This window comes from Paraburkholderia sp. CI2 (assembly GCF_014201055.1).
GTDB lineage: Bacteria > Pseudomonadota > Gammaproteobacteria > Burkholderiales > Burkholderiaceae > Paraburkholderia > Paraburkholderia tuberum.
Window position 1 is genome coordinate 133,445 of the sequence record NZ_JACHDL010000006.1, and the last position, 23,977, is coordinate 157,421.

At 66.3% G+C, this 23,977-nt stretch carries 22 protein-coding genes, 1 pseudogene and 1 riboswitch; of the genes and pseudogenes, 17 read left to right on the forward strand and 6 right to left on the reverse strand.

The genetic code is table 11. The annotated features are described in order from the left end of the window. Positions 1–324: 324 nt before the first annotated feature. The 3 genes from HDG32_RS11160 (at position 325) to HDG32_RS11170 (ending at position 2,455) form a co-directional block, all read left to right on the forward strand. Positions 325–1,104 carry a DeoR/GlpR family DNA-binding transcription regulator gene (locus tag HDG32_RS11160; protein ID WP_184066648.1) on the forward strand — a complete coding sequence of 260 codons (780 nt, stop codon included), beginning with the start codon at positions 325–327 and terminating at the stop codon, positions 1,102–1,104. A gap of 306 nt (positions 1,105–1,410) precedes the next feature. After that, entirely contained in the window at positions 1,411–1,608 is a 198-nt protein-coding gene (locus tag HDG32_RS11165) for a hypothetical protein (RefSeq protein WP_167368606.1), read from the forward strand. A 193-nt stretch (positions 1,609–1,801) separates the two neighbouring features. After that, on the forward strand, positions 1,802–2,455 hold the full coding sequence (locus tag HDG32_RS11170; RefSeq protein ID WP_184066650.1) for a TetR/AcrR family transcriptional regulator: 654 nt from the start codon (positions 1,802–1,804) through the stop codon (positions 2,453–2,455). Between the two features lie 28 nt (positions 2,456–2,483). Here HDG32_RS11170 and HDG32_RS11175 read toward each other — a convergent pair whose 3' ends face one another. After that, positions 2,484–2,858, reverse strand: coding sequence for a hypothetical protein (locus HDG32_RS11175; RefSeq protein WP_184050855.1), 375 nt, complete (start codon positions 2,856–2,858; stop codon positions 2,484–2,486). 199 nt (positions 2,859–3,057) lie between these two features. Between HDG32_RS11175 and glpD the strand changes: the two genes are divergently transcribed. From glpD to HDG32_RS11190, 3 genes are all read left to right on the forward strand, one after another. After that, the gene (gene glpD / locus HDG32_RS11180; RefSeq protein ID WP_184066652.1) at positions 3,058–4,587 is read left to right on the forward strand and encodes a glycerol-3-phosphate dehydrogenase; all 1,530 of its coding nucleotides are present in this window, start codon (positions 3,058–3,060) and stop codon (positions 4,585–4,587) included. 258 nt (positions 4,588–4,845) lie between these two features. Further along, a complete protein-coding gene (gene glpK, locus HDG32_RS11185; protein WP_184066654.1) occupies positions 4,846–6,345 on the forward strand; it encodes a glycerol kinase GlpK in 1,500 nt (499 codons plus the stop codon). Between the two features lie 123 nt (positions 6,346–6,468). Then, positions 6,469–7,155, forward strand: a complete 687-nt coding sequence (locus HDG32_RS11190; RefSeq protein ID WP_184058398.1) for an HAD family phosphatase — start codon at positions 6,469–6,471, stop codon at positions 7,153–7,155. Positions 7,156–7,250: 95 nt separating this feature from the next. Here HDG32_RS11190 and ribB read toward each other — a convergent pair whose 3' ends face one another. The 4 genes and pseudogenes from ribB to HDG32_RS11210 all read right to left on the reverse strand — a co-directional run bounded on the left by ribB (position 7,251) and on the right by HDG32_RS11210 (position 10,878). Further along, positions 7,251–7,970: a 3,4-dihydroxy-2-butanone-4-phosphate synthase gene (ribB, locus tag HDG32_RS11195; protein ID WP_184066657.1), complete on the reverse strand. Its 720-nt coding sequence runs from the start codon at positions 7,968–7,970 to the stop codon at positions 7,251–7,253. Between the two features lie 147 nt (positions 7,971–8,117). Continuing rightward, a riboswitch (FMN riboswitch) is annotated at positions 8,118–8,301 on the reverse strand. 138 nt (positions 8,302–8,439) lie between these two features. After that, the gene (locus tag HDG32_RS11200; protein ID WP_184066660.1) at positions 8,440–9,147 is read right to left on the reverse strand and encodes a helix-turn-helix domain-containing protein; all 708 of its coding nucleotides are present in this window, start codon (positions 9,145–9,147) and stop codon (positions 8,440–8,442) included. Positions 9,148–9,277: 130 nt separating this feature from the next. Continuing rightward, the gene (locus HDG32_RS11205; RefSeq protein ID WP_184066663.1) at positions 9,278–10,444 is read right to left on the reverse strand and encodes an MFS transporter; all 1,167 of its coding nucleotides are present in this window, start codon (positions 10,442–10,444) and stop codon (positions 9,278–9,280) included. Positions 10,445–10,470: 26 nt separating this feature from the next. Next, positions 10,471–10,878 (reverse strand): annotated as a pseudogene (locus HDG32_RS11210) (VOC family protein). Between the two features lie 110 nt (positions 10,879–10,988). Here HDG32_RS11210 and HDG32_RS11215 point away from each other — a divergent pair. From HDG32_RS11215 to lnt, 7 genes are all read left to right on the forward strand, one after another. Further along, on the forward strand, positions 10,989–11,954 hold the full coding sequence (locus tag HDG32_RS11215) for a LysR family transcriptional regulator (RefSeq protein WP_184066666.1): 966 nt from the start codon (positions 10,989–10,991) through the stop codon (positions 11,952–11,954). A 132-nt stretch (positions 11,955–12,086) separates the two neighbouring features. Then, positions 12,087–13,472 carry a tRNA (N6-isopentenyl adenosine(37)-C2)-methylthiotransferase MiaB gene (gene miaB / locus HDG32_RS11220; RefSeq protein WP_184066669.1) on the forward strand — a complete coding sequence of 462 codons (1,386 nt, stop codon included), beginning with the start codon at positions 12,087–12,089 and terminating at the stop codon, positions 13,470–13,472. Between the two features lie 43 nt (positions 13,473–13,515). Continuing rightward, a complete protein-coding gene (locus tag HDG32_RS11225) occupies positions 13,516–14,598 on the forward strand; it encodes a PhoH family protein (RefSeq protein ID WP_184066673.1) in 1,083 nt (360 codons plus the stop codon). Between the two features lie 83 nt (positions 14,599–14,681). Next, positions 14,682–15,143 (forward strand): rRNA maturation RNase YbeY, encoded by a 462-nt coding sequence (gene ybeY, locus HDG32_RS11230; protein WP_184066676.1) that lies wholly within the window; start codon positions 14,682–14,684, stop codon positions 15,141–15,143. Positions 15,144–15,184: 41 nt separating this feature from the next. Further along, positions 15,185–15,844 (forward strand): gamma-glutamylcyclotransferase, encoded by a 660-nt coding sequence (locus HDG32_RS11235; protein ID WP_184066679.1) that lies wholly within the window; start codon positions 15,185–15,187, stop codon positions 15,842–15,844. Between the two features lie 218 nt (positions 15,845–16,062). Then, on the forward strand, positions 16,063–16,968 hold the full coding sequence (locus HDG32_RS11240) for an HlyC/CorC family transporter (RefSeq protein ID WP_090801803.1): 906 nt from the start codon (positions 16,063–16,065) through the stop codon (positions 16,966–16,968). Positions 16,969–17,099: 131 nt separating this feature from the next. Then, complete coding sequence (gene lnt, locus HDG32_RS11245) at positions 17,100–18,857, forward strand: apolipoprotein N-acyltransferase (protein ID WP_184066682.1); 1,758 nt, start codon at positions 17,100–17,102, stop codon at positions 18,855–18,857. A gap of 83 nt (positions 18,858–18,940) precedes the next feature. Here the strand turns inward: lnt and HDG32_RS11250 are convergent, their stop codons facing one another. Further along, positions 18,941–19,555, reverse strand: a complete 615-nt coding sequence (locus tag HDG32_RS11250; RefSeq protein ID WP_184022950.1) for a glutathione S-transferase C-terminal domain-containing protein — start codon at positions 19,553–19,555, stop codon at positions 18,941–18,943. Positions 19,556–19,766: 211 nt separating this feature from the next. On the opposite strand from HDG32_RS11250, the gene HDG32_RS11255 reads away from it, so the two are divergent. The 4 genes from HDG32_RS11255 (at position 19,767) to HDG32_RS11270 (ending at position 23,958) form a co-directional block, all read left to right on the forward strand. Beyond that, complete coding sequence (locus HDG32_RS11255) at positions 19,767–21,185, forward strand: aminopeptidase P N-terminal domain-containing protein (RefSeq protein ID WP_184066685.1); 1,419 nt, start codon at positions 19,767–19,769, stop codon at positions 21,183–21,185. Between the two features lie 6 nt (positions 21,186–21,191). Then, complete coding sequence (locus HDG32_RS11260) at positions 21,192–22,463, forward strand: UbiH/UbiF/VisC/COQ6 family ubiquinone biosynthesis hydroxylase (RefSeq protein WP_184066688.1); 1,272 nt, start codon at positions 21,192–21,194, stop codon at positions 22,461–22,463. A gap of 188 nt (positions 22,464–22,651) precedes the next feature. Beyond that, complete coding sequence (gene dusB, locus HDG32_RS11265; protein WP_184066692.1) at positions 22,652–23,728, forward strand: tRNA dihydrouridine synthase DusB; 1,077 nt, start codon at positions 22,652–22,654, stop codon at positions 23,726–23,728. Then, on the forward strand, positions 23,725–23,958 hold the full coding sequence (locus tag HDG32_RS11270; protein ID WP_008919619.1) for a Fis family transcriptional regulator: 234 nt from the start codon (positions 23,725–23,727) through the stop codon (positions 23,956–23,958). Before dusB ends, HDG32_RS11270 begins: the two co-directional genes overlap by 4 nt. The last annotated feature ends 19 nt before the right edge of the window (positions 23,959–23,977 follow it).

A 23,977-nucleotide genomic window follows, 5' to 3' on the forward strand; every position in this document is an offset into this window, starting at 1 on the left:
CGAACACTCTCGAAAGCGCGGGCCGGCACGAAAAAGTCGCCGGACATCATGGGAAAGGTTGTAAAGCAGGTAAATCGCGGAACGCAGGATTGCATCGCGAAGCGCGCCAAAAAACAAATTCATTTATCAAATGAATAAATGCGTCTTGCACCTGAATGAAGGTTCGAGCAGGTCCGGAGCGTTCGCGGCGAGTTGGCGGACAAGGGACAAGGGGCGCGATGGTTTTACAATAGCCGCAATCGCGTTCGTCGACGGCGGGCCTCCTGCCAGCCGCTCGATGATCGCGACGGACCACGCCGACACGACAGCCACCACCCGAGACACATGACACGAGACCCCCGCCTGACTCTCAACGCCCGGCAACAGGAATTGCTGGAGTGGGTGCAACGCGACGGCTTCGTGACCGTGGACGACCTCGCGAGCCACTTCGACGTCACCCCGCAGACGATCCGCCGCGACGTCAACTGGCTCGCCGATGTGAATCTGCTGCGCCGCTATCACGGCGGCGCCAGTCTGCCGACCAGTTCCGAGAACGTCTCCTACACCGCGCGCCAGCGCATGTTTCATGAAGAGAAAAGACGCATCGCGGCGCTAGTCGCCACTCACATTCCCGATCAGGCATCGCTCTTCATCAACCTCGGCACGACCACCGAGGAAGTGGCACGCGCGCTGAACCGCCACCGTGGACTGCGCGTGATCACGAACAATCTGAACGTCGCGAGCATGATGAGCGGCTACCCGGATTGCGAAGTGCTGGTGACGGGGGGCATCGTGCGGCCGTGGGATAAGGGCATCGTCGGTGAACTGGCGATCGACTTCATCCGGCAGTTCAAAGTCGATTTCGCGATCATCGGCACGTCGAGCATCGAAACGGACGGTACGCTGCGCGATTTCGACACGCGCGAAGTGCGTGTCGCCGAGGCGATCATCGAGCACGCACGCACCGTGTTCCTCGCCGCGGATCACTCCAAGTTTGGCCGCCCGGCGCTAGTTCGCCAGGGACATCTGGAGCAGATCGACGCATTGTTCACCGACGCCGCGCCGGCCGCCGACATGGCCGAAGCGCTGAACGCCGCGAATTGTCAAATCTATATCGCCGGATAATTCCAGGCGATCTCCGCCATGCTGCGGTGCACGCAAAACCTCGCGTGAAATCAAGAATCTGGCTGCGGGGCCGGACCGCCTATCGCGCGCCCAATTGTCAAATGGAAAATTTACGGGGACCAGGTTGGCGTTTCATCGGTGCTCGCCTACACTCCAGTTCCCCAACGTGCGTTGCGAGTCTCGCACGGCGTCGGTTTGTGAATCTGTCGTGTAAGCCGTACCTCCCGCCCTGATCCTTAGCGGACCCCGCCCCGGCCTGCCGGTCGACTGCAAGGCTGTCCGCAATTTGCTGACATGGAGAGAACGATGCTGAGTCCGCATGAATTCGCCACGTTGTTACTCGTCAAGGACGCCCCCAACCAGGTCGAAATGGACCGAGAAGAACTCGATGCGTTGCTCGAACGCCAACTGGTGCAACTCGAACGCCTCGCATCGGGCAACGAAGAATGGCGCGTGACCGAAACCGGCGACACCGCATTGCGGGCCATCAAACGTTTTTCCTGAGATTCCCTGTCGTTCGATCCGATAGCCGTTGGCGGCGTATCCGCGCCGCCCTGGCGGATGCGCCGCGCGCTTCGCTCGCGACTGCCGGGCTCGTATCGTTCATTCCCTGACAGCGGGCCGCCTTCGCGGCGCTTTGTTGTGCGCATCTCATTTACACAGTAAATTCACGCGACGGACTTCCCCGCCCTCGCGCATGCCCAAGACGCTCTCCACCGACGACATCCAGCAGTTTCGCGAAGCCATGCGACGCGTCGCCGAAAACGCATTTGCGACCCGCGGCGCGCAAGGCGTGACGATGCGCGAGCTGGCGAAGGAGCTCGGCTGCAGCGCGATGACACCGTATCGCTATTTCCGCGACAAGGAAGAAATTCTGGCGATGGTCCGCGCCGCCGCGTTCAACCGCTTCGCCGCGCGCCTCGAAGCGGCCGCGCGCGGCATCCCCGCGAACGCCCCCGCCATCGATCACAGCGCCGTCGGCCGGGCCTACGTCGACTTCGCGCTCGATGAACCGCACGCCTACCGCTTGATGTTCGATCAGACGCCGCAACAGCAAGGCGCTTACCCTGAACTGGCCGCGGCGTCGCAGCGCGCGTGGCGTCTGCTGGAAGCGCACTTCGAGCGGCTCGTCGAGGCGGGTATTCTCGAAGGCGATCCGCGCCTGATCGGCTATGCGTACTGGACGAGCCTGCACGGCTTCACGATGCTTGCGTTCGCGAACCAGCTACCGCCGTCGGCGGCGCAACAGGCCGATTCCGCCGGCGACGGAGCGCCGCAGCCATCACGTGAAGCCGTGTTCGCGCAGCTTTTGCGCATGCTGTGGCGCGGAGCGTCGGCGCCGCACAAGTGAACCGGCTCGCCGGTCAACCCGCTGCTGCTTACCCGTTACGCAAGGTCGGATCGGCACTCGCACGCCAGCTGATCGCCCTTGCGCGCTGCTCGTTGAAGAACTCGACCCACTGGTTGCGCACCTTCGGATCGCTGCTCGTCGCCTCGCTCGCATGGCGCTGCGCGATCGATGCCTGGAACGCGCAGAAGTCGTCGTTCGACAGCCGGCCGCGCCGGTTCGCCACATAGGCATCGAAGAACGTCTCATAGACGTTCTGCGCGTCGCTGCCGTAGTCGACGGTTTGCGGCGAGCACATCTTCTGCAACGCCTCGAACGACGTTGCGCCCCTCGTCCCTTCCAGACTCGGCGTACTCACGCATCCCGCCAGCAGCGCCGCCGCGCCGATCATCAAAAGTCCACGCATACATCACCTCGAAATGGCTGCTACCGGGAGTATCGTCCGCGGCCGCGCGTTGTGCCACTCCCGTGCCATTCGACCCAGGCTCGCTCGGGTCGAAGCGAACTTTACTTTTTCGAATATGTTCATTAAAGTTCGAAAACGAACATGATTGGTTCAATTAGCTTTCCAACTGACTCCCAGATTCGATGCAGAGGCTCACCAGGTGACGCAAGGCACGAAATACGATTTGCTCGTCGTCGGTGGCGGGATCAACGGCGCCGGCATCGCCCGCGACGCGGCCGGCCGCGGCCTGGCGGTGCTGCTGTGCGAGCAGGACGATCTGGCCGCGCACACCTCGTCGGCGAGTACCAAGCTGATCCACGGCGGCCTGCGCTACCTCGAGTACCGCGAGTTCGGGCTCGTGCGCAAGGCGCTGCAGGAGCGCGAGACGCTGCTGCGCGCGGCGCCGCACATCATCTGGCCGCTGCGCTTCGTGATGCCGCATATGCCGGATCTGCGCCCCGCCTGGCTGATCCGCGCGGGTCTGTTCCTGTACGACCATCTGGCCAAACGTGAGCTGCTGCCGGGCTCGCGCGGCATCGTGATGAGCCGGCATCCGGCCGGCGCGCCGCTCGTCGAAACGATCAAGCGCGGCTTCGTTTATTCGGACGGCTGGGTCAACGACGCGCGCCTCGTCGTCCTGAACGCGCTCGACGCGCACGAGCGCGGCGCGACGATCCTCACGCGCACGAAGCTGGTCAACGCAGAGCGCGCCGGCGGCGAGTGGTGCGCGCAACTGCAACGCGCGGACGGCACGACGCTCGACGTGCGCGCCGCCGCGATCGCGAACGCGGCGGGCCCGTGGGTCGGCGAGCTGCTGAAGGGCGCGCTCGGCCGGCCATCGTCGCATAGCGTGCGGCTCGTCAAGGGCAGCCACATCGTCACGCGGCGCCTGTTCGAGCACGACCACGCGTACATCTTCCAGAACGCCGATAAGCGGATCATCTTCGCGATTCCCTACGAGCACGACTACACGCTGATCGGCACCACCGACCTCGAATATCGCGGCGACCCGTCGCAAGTCGCGATCGACGCCAACGAAACGCAGTATCTGTGCGATTCGATCAACCGCTACTTCAGGCAGAAGATCTCGCCGGCCGACGTGCGCTGGAGCTATTCGGGCGTACGCCCGCTGCTGGAGGACGAGAACGCGGACAATCCGTCGGCGGTCACGCGCGACTACTCGCTCGAACTCGACGCGCCCGCGGAACAGGCGCCGCTGCTGTCGGTGTTCGGCGGCAAGATCACGACGTTTCGCAAGCTCGCCGAGCAGGCCGTCGATACGCTCACCGACGCGCTGCGCCACGGCGGGTCCGCGTGGACCGTCGACGCGCCGCTGCCGGGCGGCGACATCGCACAGGCGAACTTCAATCGCTTCCTCGGTGAGTTCTCGCGCGAGCATGCGTGGCTGCCGGCGTCGCTCGCGCATCGGCTCGCGCGCGCGTATGGCACGCGCGCGAATCGCGTGATCGGCCTCGCGCGCTCGCGCGCCGAGCTCGGTCGCGAGTTCGCGCCGGGACTGCACGAAGCCGAGCTGGTTTATCTGCGCGATACCGAATGGGCGCGCACCGCGCAGGACGTGCTGTGGCGGCGCTCGAAGCTCGGCCTGCACGTCGAGCCGGGCACGCTCGATGAGGTTACGCGCGATATCGACGCGTGGTTCGCGCGCGAACCGGCCCGGCAGAACGCGTAGGCGGCCCGGCCGGGCAAACTGGCATGCCCCGACAAAAGCGGCGGCAAACACAACGCGGCGCCAATGCCGGGTGAAGCAAACGGCGCGAGCCCGTAGAAACGGCGCACACCATCCGCGCGTCCGGGCCGGCCCCACCGCAGCTTCGGCTGGACGACACCGGCACGCGCCCTCACACTATGGCGGCCCGCTTACGACAACACGCCGCTCGCGTCGCCGGCCAGCAATCCGGCGATCCGTAACATGCATGGAGAAGAGACAATGCTGGATCAGTACGTTCTCGCGCTTGACCAAGGCACCACCAGCTCGCGCGCGATGCTGTTCGACCGGCGCGGCAACGTCGTGTCGACCGCACAAAAGGAATTCCAGCAGATCTACCCGCACCCGGGCTGGGTCGAGCACGATCCGCAGGAAATCTGGTCGACGCAGGCCGGCGTCGCCGCCGAAGCGGTCACGCGAGCCGGCATGAACGGCACGTCGATCGCGGCGATCGGCATCACGAACCAGCGCGAAACCACGATCGTGTGGGATCGCGAAACCGGCCACCCGATCTACAACGCGATCGTCTGGCAGGACCGCCGCACCGCCGACTTCTGCGACGACCTGAAAGCGCAGGGTCTCGAAGCGAGCGTGCGCGCGAAGACCGGCTTGCCGATCGACTCGTATTTCTCGGCGACCAAAATCCGCTGGATTCTCGACAACGTCGAGGGCGCGCGCGAAAAAGCGCGTCAGGGCCGGCTCGCGTTCGGCACCGTCGACAGCTGGCTGATGTGGAATTTCACGAAGGGCGCGCTGCACGTCACCGACGTGACCAACGCGTCGCGCACGATGCTGTTCAACATCCACACCCTGAAGTGGGACGACGAACTGCTCGCCGCGCTCGACATTGCGCGCAGCATGCTGCCGGAAGTACGGCCGTCGTCGGAGGTGTATGGACCGACGGTGACCACCGTGTTTGCGTCGAAGATTCCACTCGCGGGCATCGCCGGCGATCAGCACGCCGCGCTGTTCGGCCAGATGTGCACCGAGTCCGGCATGGTCAAGAACACCTACGGCACCGGCTGCTTCCTCGTGATGAACACGGGCGCCAAACCGATCGAATCGAACAACAATCTCGTCACGACGATCGCCTGGCAGATCGGCGAGCGTATCGACTACGCGCTCGAAGGCAGCATCTTCATCGGCGGCGCCGTGGTGCAGTGGCTGCGCGACGGCCTCGGCATCATCAGGAACGCGGCGGAAATCGAAACGCTCGCGCGCGGCGTGCCGCATTGCGACGGCGTGTATCTCGTGCCCGCGTTCGCCGGCCTCGGCGCGCCGCACTGGAACGCGCATGCGCGCGGCACGCTGTTCGGCGTCACGCGCGGCACGACCTCCGCGCATATCGCGCGCGCGGCGCTCGATTCGATCGCCTATCAATCGCTCGACGTGCTGAAGGCGATGGAAGCCGACTCGGGCATTCGCATCGGCGAGTTGCGCGTGGATGGCGGCGCCTGCGCGAACAATCTGCTGATGCAGTTCCAGGCCGACATCCTCGGCGTCGACACGGTGCGCCCCCAGGTGTCCGAGACCACCGCACTCGGCGCAGCCTATCTGGCCGGTCTTGCGGTGGGCTACTGGAAGGACATCGACGAGTTGAAAAGCCAGTGGAAGCTCGAGCACCGCTTCACGCCGGCGCTACCGCATGCGGAGGTCAGGACCTGCCTCGATGGCTGGCAGCGCGCGATCCGCGCGGCGAAGGCCTGGGCCGATACGCCGTAAGGTCGCGGGCGCGCAGAACGCCAAAAGGACGCGGTCCGAAAGTACGTATGATGACGCTTTTCATCCCGGCGCGCGGGCCCGCAACCCGCCGCCCGCGCGCTTTGCGCTTACCGTTTTTCAGGCATGATCGACCACCTCATCTGTGACTGCGACGGCGTGCTCGTCGACAGTGAAGTCATCGCCGATCGCGTGATGTTCGACACGCTGACGGCCACCTTCCCCGGCATCGATTTCGCCCCCGTCGTCAAAACCGCGTTCGGCCAGCAAACCTCGCGCTTTCTCGCCGGCCTCGAAACGCGGTTCGACATCACGCTGCCGGTGAACTTCCTCGACACGATCGAGCACCATGTCGAGCTCGCGCTCGCCGCGTCGCTCGGTCCGATCCACGGCGTGCGCGACGCGCTGCAACGCGTGACGCTGCCGGCTGCGGTCGTGTCGAACAGCCGTATGTCGCGCGTCGCCGCATCGGTACGGCGCGCGGGTCTGCAGCAGATTTTCGGCGAGCGCGTGTTCAGCGCCGAGCAGGTCGCGCGGCCGAAGCCGTATCCGGACGTCTATCTGTTCGCGGCCACGACGCTTGGCGTCGTGCCGGCGCGTTGCCTCGTCGTCGAGGACAGCGTCGCGGGTTTGAACGCGGCACGCGCGGCCGGCATGAAGACGATCGCGTTCGTCGGCGCGAGCCATATTCCGGACGGCTACGCGGATGCGCTGCGCGCGATGGGTATCACGCGAATCATCAAGCATATGGATGAACTGCCGGCGCTCATCGAGGCGGGCGTGCGCGGCGAATTCGGCGACGTGCAGTCGTAGCGGTTTTGCGCAACGCCGATAAAAAAGCCGGTTCTTCGGAAGAAGAACCGGCTTTTTTGCGTCATGGCGTCGCGTGCCGCTCGATGGATGGCCCGTCAAGCCTCGGCCATCGCGCCCTCGCGCACCTGCGCGAGCGACTCGCGAAACTCGACCAGCTCGGCGATCGTCAGCATCGGCAGATCATGTTGCGCGGCGAAGCGCTCGACGTCCGCGCCGCGCGTCATCGTGCCGTCGGCGTTCATCAGTTCGCACAGCACGCCGGCCGGCTTCAGGCCCGCGAGAATCGCCAGATCGACGGTGCCTTCGGTGTGGCCGCGCCGCGCCAGCACGCCGCCCGGCATCGCGCGCAGCGGGAACACGTGGCCGGGGCGCACGATGTCGGCGGGTTTGGCCCTATCGGCGATCGCGGCGCGGATCGTGGTCACGCGATCCTGCGCGGACACGCCGGTGCTGACGCCTTCGCGCGCTTCGATCGACACCGTGAACGCGGTGCCGTGACGGCTTTCGTTGTTGACGGCCATCGGCGGCAGTTCGAGCGCGCGGATCTTGTCGTCGGGCAGGCACAGGCAGACGATGCCGCTGCATTCCCGGATCAGCAGCGCCATCGTTTCGACCGACAGGCGCTCGGCCGCGACGATCAGATCGGCTTCGTTCTCGCGGTCGTGGTCGTCCTGCAGCACCACGGCACGGCCCTCGCGCAGCGCCTGCAAGGCGGCGGCGATACGCGGCGGAACGGCTTCGGTGGCAAGCAGCGGGAGATCGGCGAAGGCATCGTCTGCAATCGTCGACGGAGCAGGAAAAGTAGCAAAGGGCATGGTTGAAACGCTCATCGCAAAAGTTGGGCGAGAAACGTTTCAGGGCATTGCAAACAGACTGGCACGCGCCGTCGAGCGTCCCGCAAAAGCGGGCGCACATGCGCCGCCAGAACCACGGGCGGCGTCACGGAACGCACATGACTATCTGCACATCTTCTTCCATCCGGACTATGACCGTCGGCTCTGGCTTCTGACCAGATCTGCTGACCCCGCTCCTGTCTCCGCTATGCCGAAGGCTAAGCGATGCGGGCGCTCGCGGGCTTGCCGGCTCGCGCTGTCGCGCTGCCGGCCCACCGCCGGTGGGGAATTTCACCCCGCCCTGAAGACGCACTGATTGCCGGTTCGACCGGCGGGCGAAGCATACAACAGTCGCGCGAGCGCTGCAGCGCGACGAACAAAGACCCTACTCACTGCATTTGACCTGCATCGACGCCCTGACCCGCGCTTGAACCTCGGACGCCGTCGATTCTCAACCCGGCACACCTTCGCGTGCGGCTTCGTCGCGTGCGGCGCCCGCGGCCGGCACTTCCCAGCGCGGCGGCGTCTCAGCCCGCAGCGTCACGCGAAACGCGCGCGCCTCGGTGTCGCCGGGATTGCGCAGGCTGTGCGGCTGGTCGGCGTCGAACACGATCGCGTCGCCGGTCGCGAGCAGTTGACGCCGGTCGTGCACGCTGACTTCGAGCGTACCGTCGCTGACCACCAGATTCACCGTCGTGCCAGGCGCGCGGCGCACGCCCGCTTCGGTATGCAGCGGGGCGATCCGCAGTTCGTGAAACTCGGCGGCGATCGACTCGTCGTCGGGATAGAGCGGGCGCACCGAGTAGCGACCGTTCGCGCTGACCACGCGGGCCGAGCGCTCGGCCGGCAGATGCTCGAAGCCGTTGGTCGCGTGACGCCGCAGGAACGCCGCCACCGACACCTTCAGCGCCGCCGCCACCTTGCACAGCACCTTGATCGACGGCACGCTGCGCGCCGATTCGATCTGCGCGAGCATGGCGCGCGACACGCCTGACGCGCGCGCCAGCGCATCGAGCGAAAGCTGCCGTTCGGCGCGCAGCCGCGCCAGATTCACGCCGACCAGCTGTTCGAGCGCATCGAAGGGTTCGGCGGAGCGCGGCGCCGCGTCGGTGTCGGCATCGGCAGAGGGATCGCGGACCAGCGCGAGCGGGGAATGCATATTGGCCTCCAGAGCGCCGCCAGGCGGCGCAAGAGCAGTAAGTGGAAGCAAGATAGCATCGGCTTTGGCCGCGCCCAACGAAGTTATCTTCACACTGTTATCAGCATTGCGGAGGCAAGCAACTGACGACTCACGCGCTTTGCGCGAGCGAGCGCGCCGGCGCATCCATGCGCGCCGCGAACCACGTCAGCAGCAGCGCGGCGACGCTGACCGCGGCCGCGACCCACGGCAAGGTATCGAGCGCGTGGCCGTGATTGATCACGAGACCGCCTAGCCACGCACCCGCCGCATTGCCGACGTTGAACGCGCCGATGTTCAGCGTCGACGCGAGATTCGGCGCGGCGGCCGCCTTCTCGACCACGCGCATCTGCAACGGCGGCACCGTCGCGAACGCCGCGATGCCCCACACGAACACGGTGATCGCGGCAGCCGCTTGCGAATGGCTGGTGCGCGCGAAGATCGCCATCACGACCGCGAGCGCGGCGAGAATGCCCATCAGCGACGGCATCAGCGCGCGGTCCGCAAGCTTGCCGCCGACCATGTTGCCGACCGTCAGGCCCACGCCGAACAGCACGAGGATCAGCGTCACGCCGCGCGGCGAAAAACCGCTCACCTGCTCGAGGATCGGCGCGATATAGGTGAACACGACGAACACGCCCCCGAAGCCGAGCACCGTCATCGCGAGGGCGCTCCACACTTGCGGGTCTTGCAGCACGCGCACTTCGTGGGCGAGGCCGGCGGGGCCGGTGTCGTGGCGGTTCGGCACCAGCGCGCTGATGCCCGCGAGCGACAGCACGCCGAAGCCGCTGACGATCCAGAACGCCGCGCGCCAGCCGAACTGCTGGCCGATGAAGGTGCCGAACGGCACGCCGAGCACATTCGCGAGCGTTAGGCCCGTGAACATCAGCGCGATCGCGCTCGCGCGCTTTTCGGCCGGCACGAGCGAGGCCGCGACCACCGCGCCGATGCCGAAGAACGAGCCGTGCGCGAACGAGGTCACCACGCGCGCGATCATCAGCACCGAATAGCCCGGCGCCACCGCGCACAACACATTGCCGACGATGAACACGCCCATCAGCAGCTGCAGCGCGAACTTGCGCGACATCCTGCTCGTGACTACCGCGAGCAGTGGCGCGCCGACCGCGACGCCGAGCGCATAGCCGCTGACGAGCAGGCCCGCGGACGGGATCGACACGGCCAGATCGCGCGCCACTTCGGGCAACAGGCCCATGATGACGAATTCGGTCGTACCGATGGCGAATGCGCTAATCGCGAGCGCGATTAATGGAATGGGCATTTTTCCGCTCCGGGAATGAGGTGGGATCAGGGTTTGGGTTGAAGGGCCTGGCGCGCCGCCGTCACGAATTCGATGACGACGCCCGGCGCGAGCGCGACGAACAGCTGCCGCTGCTCCGGTTGCACGGCGCTCGCCGGCACCTGGCGGTCTGATAGCCGATGTCGTGCGCGTCGAGCCGCTCGAGCAACGCTTGCCGTTCGCCGGCGCTATCGAGCCGAAAGGCGATGTGATCGATGCGCGGCATGACGCGGCCCGCCGCGCCGGAAGCCGGCGCGGCGATCAGATGCACTACCGGGCGGCCGCTTGCGTTCAGCCAGTAGCCGTCGACGGAAAACGGGCAGGCGCGCGCCTTCGGTGAACCCGGCAATGTCGACGAAGAAACGTCGGGCGGAATCGAGGTCGGCGGTGACGATGGTCGCGTGACCGAGTTGCATGACGAAGGACAGCAGCGGAGGTTTCGACGGCTGCATTGTCGCGGCGTGACGCCAATTTGATAATTGGCGTAGCATTTGAAGCATTTTCAAATTCTGCTTGAAAGCCAGCGATGGATAACCTCGGCGACATCCGCCTCTTCGTCGAAGCGGCGCAGCAAGGCAGCCTGTCGGCGGCGGGCCGCAAGATGGGCCTGACACCCGCCGCGGCGAGCGCGCGGCTCGCGAAACTGGAAGCGAGGCTCAAAGCGCGCCTGTTCGAGCGCACCACGCGGCAGCTACGGCTCACCGACGAAGGCCGCCTCTACCTGAACTGCTGCCGCCAGGCGCTGCAATCGCTGGACGACGCCGAAGCCGCGCTGCAAGCGGGCCAGGGCGTCGTGCGCGGCAAGGTGCGGGTGTCGGCGACCTCGGATTTCGGCCGCAACCTCCTGATGCACTGGCTCGACGAATTCAACGCGCTGTACCCGGACGTGACGTTCGCGTTGACGCTGTCGGATGCGCTGGCCAATCTCGTGCAGGAGGAGATCGATCTGGCGATCCGCTTCGGCGTGCCGCAGGACAGCTCGCTGGTCGCGCGCCGGCTCGCGCCGAACCGGCGGGTGCTGTGCGCATCACCGGAATACGTCGGGCGTCGCGGCGAGCCGAAGGACCCGCTCGACCTCGCCAATTTCGACTGCATCGTGCTCGGCACCGCATCGGGGCCGGCCAGCGAATGGCGCTTCACGCGCGGTGACGAGGTGCAGCACTACAGCGTGCCGTTCGAAGCGGCGCGCGAAACCAACGACGGCGCGGTCGCGCGCGAATGGGCGCTGCGCGGCTACGGCATCGCGATCAAATCGATGTGGGACGTGGAAGCGGACCTGCGCGCCGGTCGCCTGAAGATCCTGCTGCCGGAATGGCGCTACCCCGATGCCCCGCTGCACGCGCTGTATCACCGCAATCGCTTCATGGCGCCGCGCGTGCGCGTGCTGCTCGATTTCCTCGCCGAGCGCTTCGCGCAGGTGTCGGATGAACTGGAAAGCCTGCTGGGACTGCCGCCGGACCGGCCAATGAGCGCCGAAACCCCCGTTGTGTGAAGGGCTATAATATGCAGTTACGCTGCAAAGACACGCGCAAGCCGGCCATCACGCTCCGCGCTGCCCCGCGCCGCGGCCTCCTTCACCTTTTTACGACGCCCCCAGGTTAACCACTGCGACCGGCGAAATTCGATGACCAAGAAAGTTTATGTAAAGACCTTTGGCTGCCAGATGAACGAGTACGACTCCGACAAGATGGTCGACGTGCTCGGTGCCGCTGAAGGACTCGTCAAGACCGACACGCCGGAAGACGCCGACGTGATCCTGTTCAATACCTGCTCGGTGCGCGAAAAAGCGCAGGAAAAAGTCTTCTCCGACCTCGGCCGTGTACGCGAGCTGAAGGACGCGAATCCGAATCTGATCATTGGCGTGGGTGGCTGCGTCGCGAGTCAGGAAGGCGCATCGATCATCGCGCGCGCGCCGTACGTCGATATCGTGTTCGGTCCGCAAACGCTGCACCGCCTGCCGCAGATGATCGACGAGCGCCGCGCGAGCGGCCGCGCGCAGGTCGATATTTCGTTTCCCGAAATCGAGAAGTTCGATCACCTGCCGCCGGCGCGCGTCGAAGGTCCGAGCGCGTTCGTGTCGATCATGGAAGGCTGCAGCAAGTACTGCAGCTACTGCGTCGTGCCGTACACGCGCGGCGAGGAAGTGTCGCGTCCGCTCGACGACGTGCTGACCGAAATCGCCGGCCTCGCCGACCAGGGCGTGCGCGAAGTCACGCTGCTCGGCCAGAACGTGAACGCTTATCGTGGAAAATTCGGCGGCGCGCTGACCGTGGGTTCGACCGAGATCGCCGACTTCGCGACGCTGATCGAATACGTCGCGGACATCCCCGGCATCGAACGGATCCGCTACACGACGTCGCATCCGAAGGAGTTCACGCAGCGCCTGATCGACACCTATGCGAAGGTGCCGAAGCTCGTCAGCCACCTGCATCTGCCGGTGCAGCACGGCTCCGACCGCATCCTGATGGCGATGAAGCGCGGCTACACCGTGCTCGAGTACAAGTCGGTGATCCGCAAGCTGCGCGCGATTCGCCCGGACCTGTCGCTGTCGACGGACATGATCGTCGGCTTCCCCGGCGAGACCGAGGAAGACTTCGCGAAGATGATGGCGCTCGTCGAAGAGATGAAGTACGACACGAGCTTCTCGTTCATCTACAGCCCGCGTCCCGGTACGCCTGCCGCGAACCTGCACGACGACACGCCGCGCGAGGTGAAGCTCAAGCGCCTGCAACATCTGCAGGCCACGATCGAAGAGAACGTGCAGCGCATCAGCGACGCGATGGTCGGCAAGGTCGAACGCATTCTGGTCGAGCGCCCGGCGCGCAAGGACCCGAACGAGCTCGCGGGCCGCACCGGGAACAACCGCGTCGTCAATTTCCCGGCGCCGGTCGCGTCGCATGCACGGCTGATCGGTCAGATGGTCGACGTGAAGATCGTGCACGCGTATCCACACTCGCTGCGTGGTGAACTCGTGATGGTTCACGACGACAGCGCCGCGACGACGCATTGAACGACATTCCGAGTACCGCAACCGACAGGATCGACTCACCGCCTTGAAGACCACTCAGCAGCCTCTGGAATTCACCGCACCGCGCGAAGATAATGCGCGGCTCGCCAACCTCTGCGGACCGCTCGACGAAAATCTGCGGCAGATCGAGCAGGCGCTCGACGTGACCCTGCAGCGCCGCGGCCACCGTATCGCGATCCGCGGGCGCGGCGCGAAACTCGCGCTCACCGCGCTCGAAAACTTCTACAACAACGCGCGCGAGCCTTTGTCGGTCGACGACATCCAGCTCGCGCTCGTCGAAGTGCGTCATCCGGTGCGTCATCGTTCGAATGGCAACGGCAATGGCAATGGCGACCCCGTCGACGCGCACTTCGCCGGCAATCCCGATCACCCGTTCGACCAGCCCGCCGACGCCAATGCGAGCGAGGACGACTTCGAGGAATACGGCCCGAAGCTGTACACGCGACGCGCGGATCTGCGCGGCCGCACGCCGGCGCAGCGCGAGTACCTGAAGCAGATCGTGTCGCACGACGTCACGTTCGGCGTCGGCCCCGCCGGCACCGGCAAGACCTATCTCGCGGTGGCCTGCGCGGTCGACGCGCTCGAGCGCGACCAGGTCAAACGCATCGTCCTGACGCGCCCGGCCGTCGAGGCGGGCGAGCGGCTCGGCTTTTTGCCGGGCGATCTCGCGCAGAAAGTCGATCCGTATCTGCGCCCGCTCTACGACGCGCTGTACGACCTGCTCGGTTTCGACAAAACCGCGAAGATGTTCGAGCGGCAGATGATCGAAATCGCGCCGCTCGCATACATGCGCGGCCGCACGCTGAATCACGCGTTCATCATCCTCGACGAGGCGCAGAACACCACGCCCGAGCAGATGAAGATGTTCCTCACGCGAATCGGCTTCGGCTCGAAGGCGGTCGTCACCGGCGACACGACCCAGGTCGATCTGCCGCGCGGCCAGAAGAGCGGGCTGATCGAAGCGCAGCAGGTGCTCGCGAACGTGCGCGGCATCGCGCTCACGCGTTTCACGAGCGCGGACGTGGTGCGGCATCCGCTGGTCGCGCGAATTGTGGAGGCGTACGATGCGCATGCGCAGAAGTCGCCGGCCGCGGTCGATCCGCGCTAAAGCGATGCGCTTCGCAGCGCGAGGCCCGCGTCGCCTCGCCGCAAAAAAAAGACTGAGCCAGGAATGCCACGCATAGAAACCGCATGAGCCGCACCCCGAAACTGACGTTGAGCCTGCAATTCCCCGCCGCCAAAGCCTGGCCGGAACACAAGGTGCTGCTGCCGCGCGCGACGGTGGCCGGCTGGATCAAGGCGGCGCTGTTCGCGGACGGCCAACTGACGGTTCGGTTCGTCGACGCCAAAGAAGGCCGCACGCTGAATCGCACCTATCGCGGCAAGGATTACGCGACCAACGTGCTGACCTTCGCCTATGCCGAATCGGAAGATGATCCGGTCACGGGCGATCTGATTCTGTGCTGCCCGGTGGTCGAGAAGGAAGCCGCCGAGCAGGGCAAGCCGCTCGCCGCGCATTACGCGCACCTGCTCGTGCACGGCACGCTGCATGCACAGGGCTACGACCACGAGGTCGAAGAAGAAGCCGAGGAAATGGAAGCGATCGAAACCGAAATCCTCGGCAAGCTCGGCTTTCCGGACCCTTACCAATAGGCGTTCCGCCCCTCCTCGACGCCAGCCCGCCCGAACCCACCGTGAGCACTCCGTCCCCCGAAGCCGATATCCCCGTGCGCTGTCCGGACTACCCGCCGGTGCTCGGCGACTCGCGGCTTCTGACGGACGACGAACTGCACGCGTCGCTCGAATCCACGTTGCGCGGCTGGGACCGCCAAAGCGATCTGTGGCTGTTCGGCTATGGCTCGCTGATCTGGAACCCGGGCCTGCCGACCGTCGAGGCGATGCGCTCGAAGGTGCACGGCTATCACCGCGGCCTCTATCTGTGGTCGCGAGTCAATCGCGGCACGCCAGAGCAGCCCGGCCTCGTGCTCGCGCTCGATCGCGGCGGCTCGTGCACCGGCATGGCCTTCCGGCTCGCGGCCGATGGCTCGCGGCCGCATCTCGAAGCACTGTGGCGCCGCGAAATGCCGATGGGCTCGTACCGTCCCGCGTGGCTGCCGTGCGTGCTCGCGGACGGCCGGCGCGTCGACGCGCTCGCATTCGTGATGCGCCGCGACGTGCCGAGCTACACCGGCAAGTTGCGCGACGACATCATCCAGACCGTGCTGGGCTGCGCGAGCGGCCGCTACGGCACGACCTTCGATTACGTGAGCCGGACCGTGCACGCGCTGCGCGAGAGCGGCATGCCGGACCGCGCGCTCGAAGCGCTGCTCGCGCGTTGCAAGCCGGCCGTGTGACCGCGGCATCTCGGCAAAACCCCACCCGCGACTTTTTTGCCGGCGAGCGCTTTTGCCCGCGTAATCGGTTAGGATGATTCCACGCTCCGCCGTCGCGGCGGGGCCGTTTCACCCTGGCTTCGCTCATCGCCGGGCCCGGCGGGACACGGTTCCGCCATGCGCCTGGTGTATCCTTAACGCTCTGCAACAGCGCGCCCAGTCTCGCCGGGCGCACTACCATGAACGACACGTATCCCAGTCGACGCCATACCGGACGTCAACTCGACAAACCGCAGGAAAAGCGCACGCTGCTCGAGCGCCTGACCGACTTCATCTCGCCCGAGCCCGACTCGCGCGCCGAACTTCTGGAAATTCTGCAGGACGCGCACGAACGCAACCTGATCGACGCCGACTCGCTGTCGATGATCGAAGGCGTGTTCCAGGTGTCGGAACTGAGCGCACGCGACATCATGGTGCCGCGCGCGCAAATGGACGCGATCAACATCGCGGACAATCCCGCTGAATTCATCCCCTACGTGCTGGACAAGGCGCATTCGCGCTATCCGGTCTACGAGGGCAATCGCGACAACATCATCGGCGTGCTGCTCGCGAAAGATCTGCTCCGCTACTACGCCGAAGAAGAGTTCGACGTGCGCGGCATGCTGCGCCCTGCCGTGTTCATCCCCGAGTCGAAGCGGCTGAACGTGCTGCTGCACGACTTCCGCGTGAACCGCAACCACCTCGCGGTGGTCGTCGACGAGTACGGCGGCGTCGCGGGCCTGATCACGATCGAAGACGTACTGGAGCAGATCGTCGGCGACATCGAGGACGAATACGATTTCGACGAGGAGAGCGGCAACATCATCGCTTCGCCGGACGGACGCTTCCGCGTGCGCGCGCTGACCGAGATCGAGCAGTTCAACGACACCTTCGGCACGCACTATTCGGACGACGAGGTCGACACGATCGGCGGGCTGGTCACGCATCATTTCGGCCGGGTGCCGCATCGGGGCGAGAAAGTCCGCCTCGACGACCTGATCTTCGAGATCCTGCGCGGCGACGCCCGCCAGATCCACATGCTGCTGGTGCGCCGCGACCCGCTCGCGGGCGAGCGCGAGCGCGAGTCACAGCACGCGCAGACCTGAGCCGGCGGCTCGGGCCGATGCACGGCCTGAGCGCCCGCGCGCTTTCATTGCCGGCGCATTTGCCAACTCCATTTGCCAACTCGTTTGCCTACTGAGTTGCCCTTTCAACTACCGACGCCGACCGCGCGACAATGGCCGACCCGATCACTTCCCGTTCGCACCGCGGCGTGAGCGCCCCCGCTCCCGCTTCCACCGAAGACGGCACGCGCAGCCGCGCGCTGCCGCGCTGGCACTACCTCGTCGCACTGGCCGCGGGCGCGGCCAATACGCTGTCGTTCGCGCCGACGCCGCATGGCGGCTGGCTGCAACTCGCGATCTTCGTGTTCTTCTTCGCGTGGCTCACGCGCAGCACCGGCTGGAAAAGCGCCGCGCTGACGGGCGGCGCGTTCGGCTTCGGCAACTTCGTGAGCGGGGTCTGGTGGCTGTATGTGAGCATGCACTACTACGGTGGCATGCCGGCGCCGCTCGCCGGCACGGCGCTCGTGCTGTTCTCCCTGTATCTCGCGGTCTATCCGGCGCTCGCCGCGGGGGTGTGGTCGTTCTGCGCGGGCCATGCGCGCAACGGCGCGGCCGACGAGCGCGCGCCATTCTCGCCGAGCTGGCACGGCGCGCTCGCCTTTGCAAGCGCGTGGGCGATCGGCGAATGGCTGCGCGGCACGGTGTTCACCGGCTTTCCGTGGCTCGCCACCGGTTATGCGCAGGTCGACGGCCCGTTGGCGGGGTTTGCGCCGGTGGTCGGCGTATATGGCGTCGGTTGGATGGTTGCGCTGACGGCCGCGTTGATCGTGCAGGCGTTGCTGGCGCTGCTGCCGTCGTGGCGCTCCGGGCGGGCGAATGAATCGCTCGAGCCGAACGCCAGCGCCGCTGATGACGCCGGCGGTCGCGCCGCGCGGGGCCGCGGCACGCGCGTCGCCCCCATTGTCGTGCCTGCTGGCGTCGCGCTCGCGCTGCTCGTGATCGGCCTGCTGCTGCCGCTCGTGCAGTGGACTACGCCCGCCAACGCGCCGCTGTCGGTGCGGCTGTTGCAAGGCAACGTGAAGCAGGAGATGAAGTTCGAGGAAGCCGGCTTGCGCGCGGCGGTCGACGAGTATCAGCAGATGATCACGTCGAAGCCGGCCGATCTGATCGTCACGCCGGAAACCGCGATCCCCGTGCTCGCGCAGCAGCTTCCGCCGAACTTCGCGGCCGCGATCCGCCATTTCACGGATTCGACCGGCAGCGCGCTGCTGTTCGGCGCGATCGGCGGCACGATCACGCCGGACGGCCGGGTGGTCGACTACACCAACAGCCTGTTCGGCGTCACGCCCGGCTCGCACGAGATTTATCGCTACGACAAGCACCATCTGGTACCGTTCGGCGAATTCGTGCCGTGGGGCTTCCGCTGGTTCGTGAACCTGATGAACATTCCGCTCGGCGATTTCTTCCCCGGCCCGCCGGTACAAAAGCCGTTCATGGTGCATAACCAGCCGGTCGCGGTGAACATCTGCTACGAGGACATCTTCGGCGAGGAGATCGCGCGCACGCTGCGCGAGAATGCGACGCCCGCCGGCGTGCTGATCAACTCGACCAATCTCGCGTGGTTCGGCGACACGATCGCGCTCGACCAGCATCTGCAGATCGCGCGCATGCGCTCGCTCGAAACCGGCCGGCCGATGCTGCGCGCAACCAACACCGGCATCACCGCCGCGATCGACGCGAACGGCCGCGTGATCGGGCGCCTGACGCCCTACACAGTAGGTTCGCTCGACGTGCGCGTGCAAGGCACCTCAGGCAACACGCCTTACGTGACGAGCGGCAACAACACGGTGCTCGCGGTGTCGGCGCTGCTGCTCGCGTTCGGTTTCGCGTTCGGACCGGGGCTCGCGCGGCGACGCAACGGCAAGCGGTAACGCCGACGTCAAAGGCACGACACCCGCAAAAAAAATGCGCCTGACATTGCAGGCGCATTTTTTTCATGCTCGTTCGAGCTTCATCAATCCTTCGGCACCGTATCGATGAACGACTGCCGCAGCGACAGCTTCTGGAAATGCTTGTCCAGGTTCGGATGCGATTCGCGCCAGTTCAGTTCCGGCATACGGAAGTCCAGATAGCCGAGCGCGCAGCCCACCGCGATGTCGGCCAGCGTGTAGTGATTGCTCGCGCACCACGGCTTGCTGCCGAGCCCTTGCGACATCGCGATCAGCGCTTCGTCGATCTTGCGCTGCTGCCGCGCGAGCCACGCGTCCACGCGCTGCTCGGGCGCGCGCTGCGTGCCTTCGAGACGGATCAGCACGGCCGCGTCGAGCAGGCCGTCGGCGAGCGCTTCCCAGCAGCGCACTGCGACGCGCTCGCGCCCCGACGGCGGAATCAGCTTGCCGACCGGCGACAGCGTATCGACGTACTCGCAGATCACGCGTGAATCGAACACGGCCTCGCCGTCTTCCATCACGAGGCACGGCACCTTGCCGAGCGGATTGAAGGTGTGAATCCGGGTATCCGGCGCCCAGACGTTCTCGGGCACCAGTTCGTAGTCGATCTTCTTATCGGCGAGCACGATGCGTGCTTTGCGCACGAACGGGCTGCCGAACGAACCGATGAGTTTCATCATGACCTTCTGCCTTTTTCTGAATCCGGCGAAAGTATAAGTGGTCTAAGGCTTCCGCGAGCGTGCTGGCGGCATCTTCGCGAACCGCCCGCCGAGCCGCTGTGGACGGATTGCAACATGACGGCGGCCGCCGCGCCGTCCGGAGCCGCACAAAGCGAGTCAATGTCGTGCGCGGAGAATGGGGCCAGGAGAATCGCGGCGCTACAATCGCACGATGAACCAGCCGACCGAACCCACCATCGCCATCGACGTCTACCGCACGCGCCGCGAGCGCGTTCTCGCCGCGCTGCGCGCCGCGGGCGGCGGCGTCGCCATCGTCCCGACCGCGCCGGAAGCGCTGCGCAACCGCGACACTGACTACCCGTACCGCCACGACAGCTACTTCTATTATCTGACCGGCTTCACCGAGCCCGAAGCGCTGCTGGTGCTCGATGCCAGCGCCGCGCCCGGCGCGCCCGCGTCGATGCTGTTCTGCCGCGAGAAAAGCGTCGAGCGCGAGACATGGGAAGGCTTCCGCTTCGGCCCCGACGGCGCGCGCGAAGCATTCGGGCTCGACGCCGCGTTCCCGATCGGCGAACTCGACACGCAGTTGCCGCGCATCATCGCCGACAAGCCGGCGCTGCACTACGCGTTCGGCACCTCGGCGCATTTCGACGAGCAGGTGCGCGGCTGGCTCGACGCGGTGCGCGCGCAAAGCCGCGGCGGCACCGTTGCGCCCACGGCCGCGCGCGACCTGCTGCCGTTGCTCGACGAGATGCGGCTCGTCAAGGACGACCATGAGCTCGCGATCATGCGCCGCGCCGGACAGATTTCGGCGGCCGCGCATCGTCGCTCGATGGCGGTGTGCCGGCCCGGTATCCGCGAGTACGAACTCGAAGCCGAACTGCTCTACACATTCCGCAAGTTTGGCGCGCAGGCGCCGGCCTATACGTCGATCGTCGCGGCTGGCGCGAACGCGTGCGTGCTGCACTACCCGGCCGGCAACGCGATCGCGCGCGACGGCGACCTGATCCTGATCGACGCGGCCTGCGAACTCGACGGCTACGCGTCCGACATCACGCGCACGTTTCCGGCGAGCGGGCGTTTCACACCGGCGCAGCGCGAGCTGTACGACATCGTGCTGGCAGCGCAGCAGGCCGCCGTCGACGCGACGCGCGCCGGTGCGAGCTTCGACGATCCGCATCAGGCCGCGCTGCGCGTGCTGTCGCAGGGGCTGCTCGACACCGGCATCGTGCCGCGCGCGAAGTTCGCCTCGATCGACGACGTGATCGCCGAGCGCGCCTACGTGCCGTTCTACATGCACCGCACCGGCCACTGGCTCGGCATGGACGTGCACGACTGCGGCGACTACCGCGAGCGCGGCGCGCCGCGCGACGAAGCGGGCGTGCTGCCGTGGCGCACGCTGCGCGCGTCGATGACGCTGACGATCGAGCCGGGCTTGTACGTCCGCCCGGCCGAGGGTGTGCCCGAACGCTACTGGAATATCGGCATCCGCATCGAGGACGACGCGGTCGTGACGCCGACCGGCTGTGAGCTGATCACGCGCGACGTGCCGGTCGCCGCCGACGAGATCGAGGCGCTGATGCAGGAAGCACGAGCCCTCCATCAAGCGTCGCATCAACAGAGGACCTGATCCGCGATGAACGAAGCATCTCCCTCGGCGGTGATCCTGAGGCCCGCCTCCCACCAGCAGGGGTTCGATTTCGACGTGACGATCGTCGGCGCCGGGCCGGTCGGCCTCGCGCTCGCCGGCTGGCTCGCGCGCCGCAGCGTGACGCGCGAGCTGAAGATCGCGCTCGTCGACGCGCGCGAGCCGGAAGACTCGATCGCCGATCCGCGCGCGATCGCGGTCTCGCACGGCAGCCGGATGATCCTCGAGCCGCTGCGCTGGCCCGCCGACGCCACCGCGATCGAGCGCATCCACGTGTCGCAACGCGGTCATTTCGGCCGCACGCTGATCGATCATCGCGAGCACGGCCTGCCCGCGCTCGGCTACGTGCTGCGCTATGGCTCGATCGTGCATGGCCTCGCCGACGCCGTGCATGCGACGCCGGTCCACTGGTTCCGCTCGACCTCGGCCGGCGCGCCGGTTCAGGAGCTCGACGGCGTCACGCTGCCGATCGAAACCGCGGGCGTCGCGCGCCAGTTGCGCACGCGGATTCTGGTCAACGCCGAGGGCGGCCTGTTCGGCGACCAGAAGCAAGCGAAAAGTCCGAGCCGCGCCACGGACGAATACGCCGGCGCACGCGACATCGGTAAAAACAACGCCGGCTCGCGCGACTACGGCCAGACCGCGCTGGTCGGCACGGTCACCGTGTCCGCGCCGCAGCCGCACGTCGCATGGGAGCGCTTCACCTCGCAAGGTCCGGTCGCGCTACTGCCGATGGGTGGCGTGCGTGGCGCCGACTACGCGCTCGTCTGGTGCTGCGCGCCCGACGAAGCCGCGCGCCGCGCGCAGCTTTCCGACGAAGCGTTCCTGCGCGAGCTCGACGCCGCGTTCGGCAACCGCATGGGCCGCTTTACGCACATCAAGGGTCGTGCGTCGTTCCCGCTCGGTCTCAACACGGTCGACACGCTGGTGAACGGCCACATCGTCGCGATCGGCAATGCGGCGCAGACGTTGCATCCGGTAGCCGGCCAGGGCCTCAATCTGGGCTTGCGCGATGCGCACGCGCTCGTCGACGCGCTGTCGGCCGAAGGCCCGACCCCGCTCGCGCTCGCCACCTTCGCGCAACGCCGCGCGCTCGACCGGCGCCTGACGATCGGCTCGACCGACACGCTCGCGCGCCTCTTTACCGTCGACTTCGCGCCGCTCGCGGTACTGCGCGGCCTCGCCCTGACCGCACTCGAATTCGTGCCGCCGGTCAAAGCCGCGCTCGCCCGGCAGATGATGTTCGGCCAGCGCCGTTAAGCGCGAGAAATCGCTGCGCGGTTCTATGAGCCGGGCGACTTTCATAGAAGATTTAACGGGTTACGAGACTCGGTTCGCGAGTCCCGGCAACCCGTTAACGCTAAAATAGTCGTTTTCCCTCGCATTTCGCGCTGCGCCGGCTGTCACGATTGTCAAATCCTGGCCCGTCGTCGGCGCGCGCTCACGCCATGCCCCCTCTCGGCCCCCACAATCTGCGTAACAACCTGTTCGTCGCCCCGATGGCCGGCGTGACCGACCGACCGTTCCGCCAGCTGTGCAAACGGCTCGGCGCGGGCTATGCGGTGTCGGAAATGGTCGCGTCGAACGCGCAGCTGTGGAGGAGCGAAAAGACCATGCGCCGCGCGAACCACGAAGGCGAGGTCGAGCCGATCGCGGTGCAGATCGCCGGCGCGGACCCGGAGATGATGGCCGAAGCCGCCCGCTACAACGTCGCGAACGGCGCGCAGATCATCGACATCAACATGGGCTGCCCCGCCAAGAAGGTCTGCAACGTCGCGGCCGGCTCGGCGCTGCTGCAAAACGAACCGCTCGTGCAGCGCATCGTCGAGGCCGTCGTGAACGCGGTCGGCGTCGGGCCCGACGCGGTGCCCGTCACGCTGAAAATCCGTACCGGCTGGAATCGCGAGAACAAAAACGCGCTGAACGTCGCGCGTCTCGCGCAAGCAGCGGGCATTTCGATGCTGACCGTGCACGGCCGCACGCGCGCGGACCTGTACCACGGCGACGCCGAGTACGAAACCATCGCCGCGGTAAAGGCGGCGGTGCGCATTCCGGTCGTCGCGAACGGCGACATCACGTCGCCGCAAAAGGCGCGCGAGGTGCTCGCCGCGACCGGCGCGGACGCGATCATGATCGGGCGCGCCGCGCAGGGGCGTCCGTGGCTCTTTCGCGAGATCGAGCATTTCCTGCAAACGGGCGAGCTGCTGCCGCCGCCGCGAATCGACGAAATCCAGCAGGTGATGAACGAACATCTCGAAGATCACTACGCTTTTTACGGGGAATTTACCGGTGTCCGCACTGCGCGCAAGCACATCGGCTGGTACACTCGCGGCCTTTCCGGCGCCAACCTGTTCCGGCATCGCATGAATACGCTGGACACCACGCGCGAACAACTCCTCGCCGTCAACGAGTTCTTTGACGCGCAAAAGGCGATCTCAGACCGCCTCGTCTACGTCGACGAAGCGCCCGGCAACCTCGGGCTCGACAGCGAGAGCGAGGACAACTCCGACCGACTAGCAGCATGAGCAAGAACAACATCGAACAATCTGTCCGCGACAGCCTGGACGTGTATTTCCAGGATCTCGACGGCTCCAATCCGCACGACGTCTACGACATGGTCATTTCATGCGTGGAAAAACCCTTGCTCGAAGTGGTGCTCGAGCAGGCCGGCGGCAATCAGTCGCTGGCCGCCGAGTATCTCGGCATCAACCGCAATACGCTGCGCAAGAAGCTGCAACAACACGGTTTGCTGTAGCGCGTCGTAGTTTCTCGCG

Coding starts and splice junctions, on each gene's coding strand:
- HDG32_RS11160 (WP_184066648.1), top strand. CDS start 325: ATGACACGAGACCCCCGCCTGACTCTCAACGCCCGGCAACAGGAATTG.
- HDG32_RS11165 (WP_167368606.1), top strand. CDS start 1,411: ATGCTGAGTCCGCATGAATTCGCCACGTTGTTACTCGTCAAGGACGCC.
- HDG32_RS11170 (WP_184066650.1), top strand. CDS start 1,802: ATGCCCAAGACGCTCTCCACCGACGACATCCAGCAGTTTCGCGAAGCC.
- HDG32_RS11175 (WP_184050855.1), bottom strand. CDS start 2,858: ATGCGTGGACTTTTGATGATCGGCGCGGCGGCGCTGCTGGCGGGATGC.
- glpK (WP_184066654.1), top strand. CDS start 4,846: ATGCTGGATCAGTACGTTCTCGCGCTTGACCAAGGCACCACCAGCTCG.
- HDG32_RS11190 (WP_184058398.1), top strand. CDS start 6,469: ATGATCGACCACCTCATCTGTGACTGCGACGGCGTGCTCGTCGACAGT.
- ribB (WP_184066657.1), bottom strand. CDS start 7,970: ATGCCCTTTGCTACTTTTCCTGCTCCGTCGACGATTGCAGACGATGCC.
- HDG32_RS11200 (WP_184066660.1), bottom strand. CDS start 9,147: ATGCATTCCCCGCTCGCGCTGGTCCGCGATCCCTCTGCCGATGCCGAC.
- HDG32_RS11205 (WP_184066663.1), bottom strand. CDS start 10,444: ATGCCCATTCCATTAATCGCGCTCGCGATTAGCGCATTCGCCATCGGT.
- HDG32_RS11215 (WP_184066666.1), top strand. CDS start 10,989: ATGGATAACCTCGGCGACATCCGCCTCTTCGTCGAAGCGGCGCAGCAA.
- miaB (WP_184066669.1), top strand. CDS start 12,087: ATGACCAAGAAAGTTTATGTAAAGACCTTTGGCTGCCAGATGAACGAG.
- ybeY (WP_184066676.1), top strand. CDS start 14,682: ATGAGCCGCACCCCGAAACTGACGTTGAGCCTGCAATTCCCCGCCGCC.
- HDG32_RS11240 (WP_090801803.1), top strand. CDS start 16,063: ATGAACGACACGTATCCCAGTCGACGCCATACCGGACGTCAACTCGAC.
- lnt (WP_184066682.1), top strand. CDS start 17,100: ATGGCCGACCCGATCACTTCCCGTTCGCACCGCGGCGTGAGCGCCCCC.
- HDG32_RS11250 (WP_184022950.1), bottom strand. CDS start 19,555: ATGATGAAACTCATCGGTTCGTTCGGCAGCCCGTTCGTGCGCAAAGCA.
- HDG32_RS11255 (WP_184066685.1), top strand. CDS start 19,767: ATGAACCAGCCGACCGAACCCACCATCGCCATCGACGTCTACCGCACG.
- HDG32_RS11260 (WP_184066688.1), top strand. CDS start 21,192: ATGAACGAAGCATCTCCCTCGGCGGTGATCCTGAGGCCCGCCTCCCAC.
- dusB (WP_184066692.1), top strand. CDS start 22,652: ATGCCCCCTCTCGGCCCCCACAATCTGCGTAACAACCTGTTCGTCGCC.
- HDG32_RS11270 (WP_008919619.1), top strand. CDS start 23,725: ATGAGCAAGAACAACATCGAACAATCTGTCCGCGACAGCCTGGACGTG.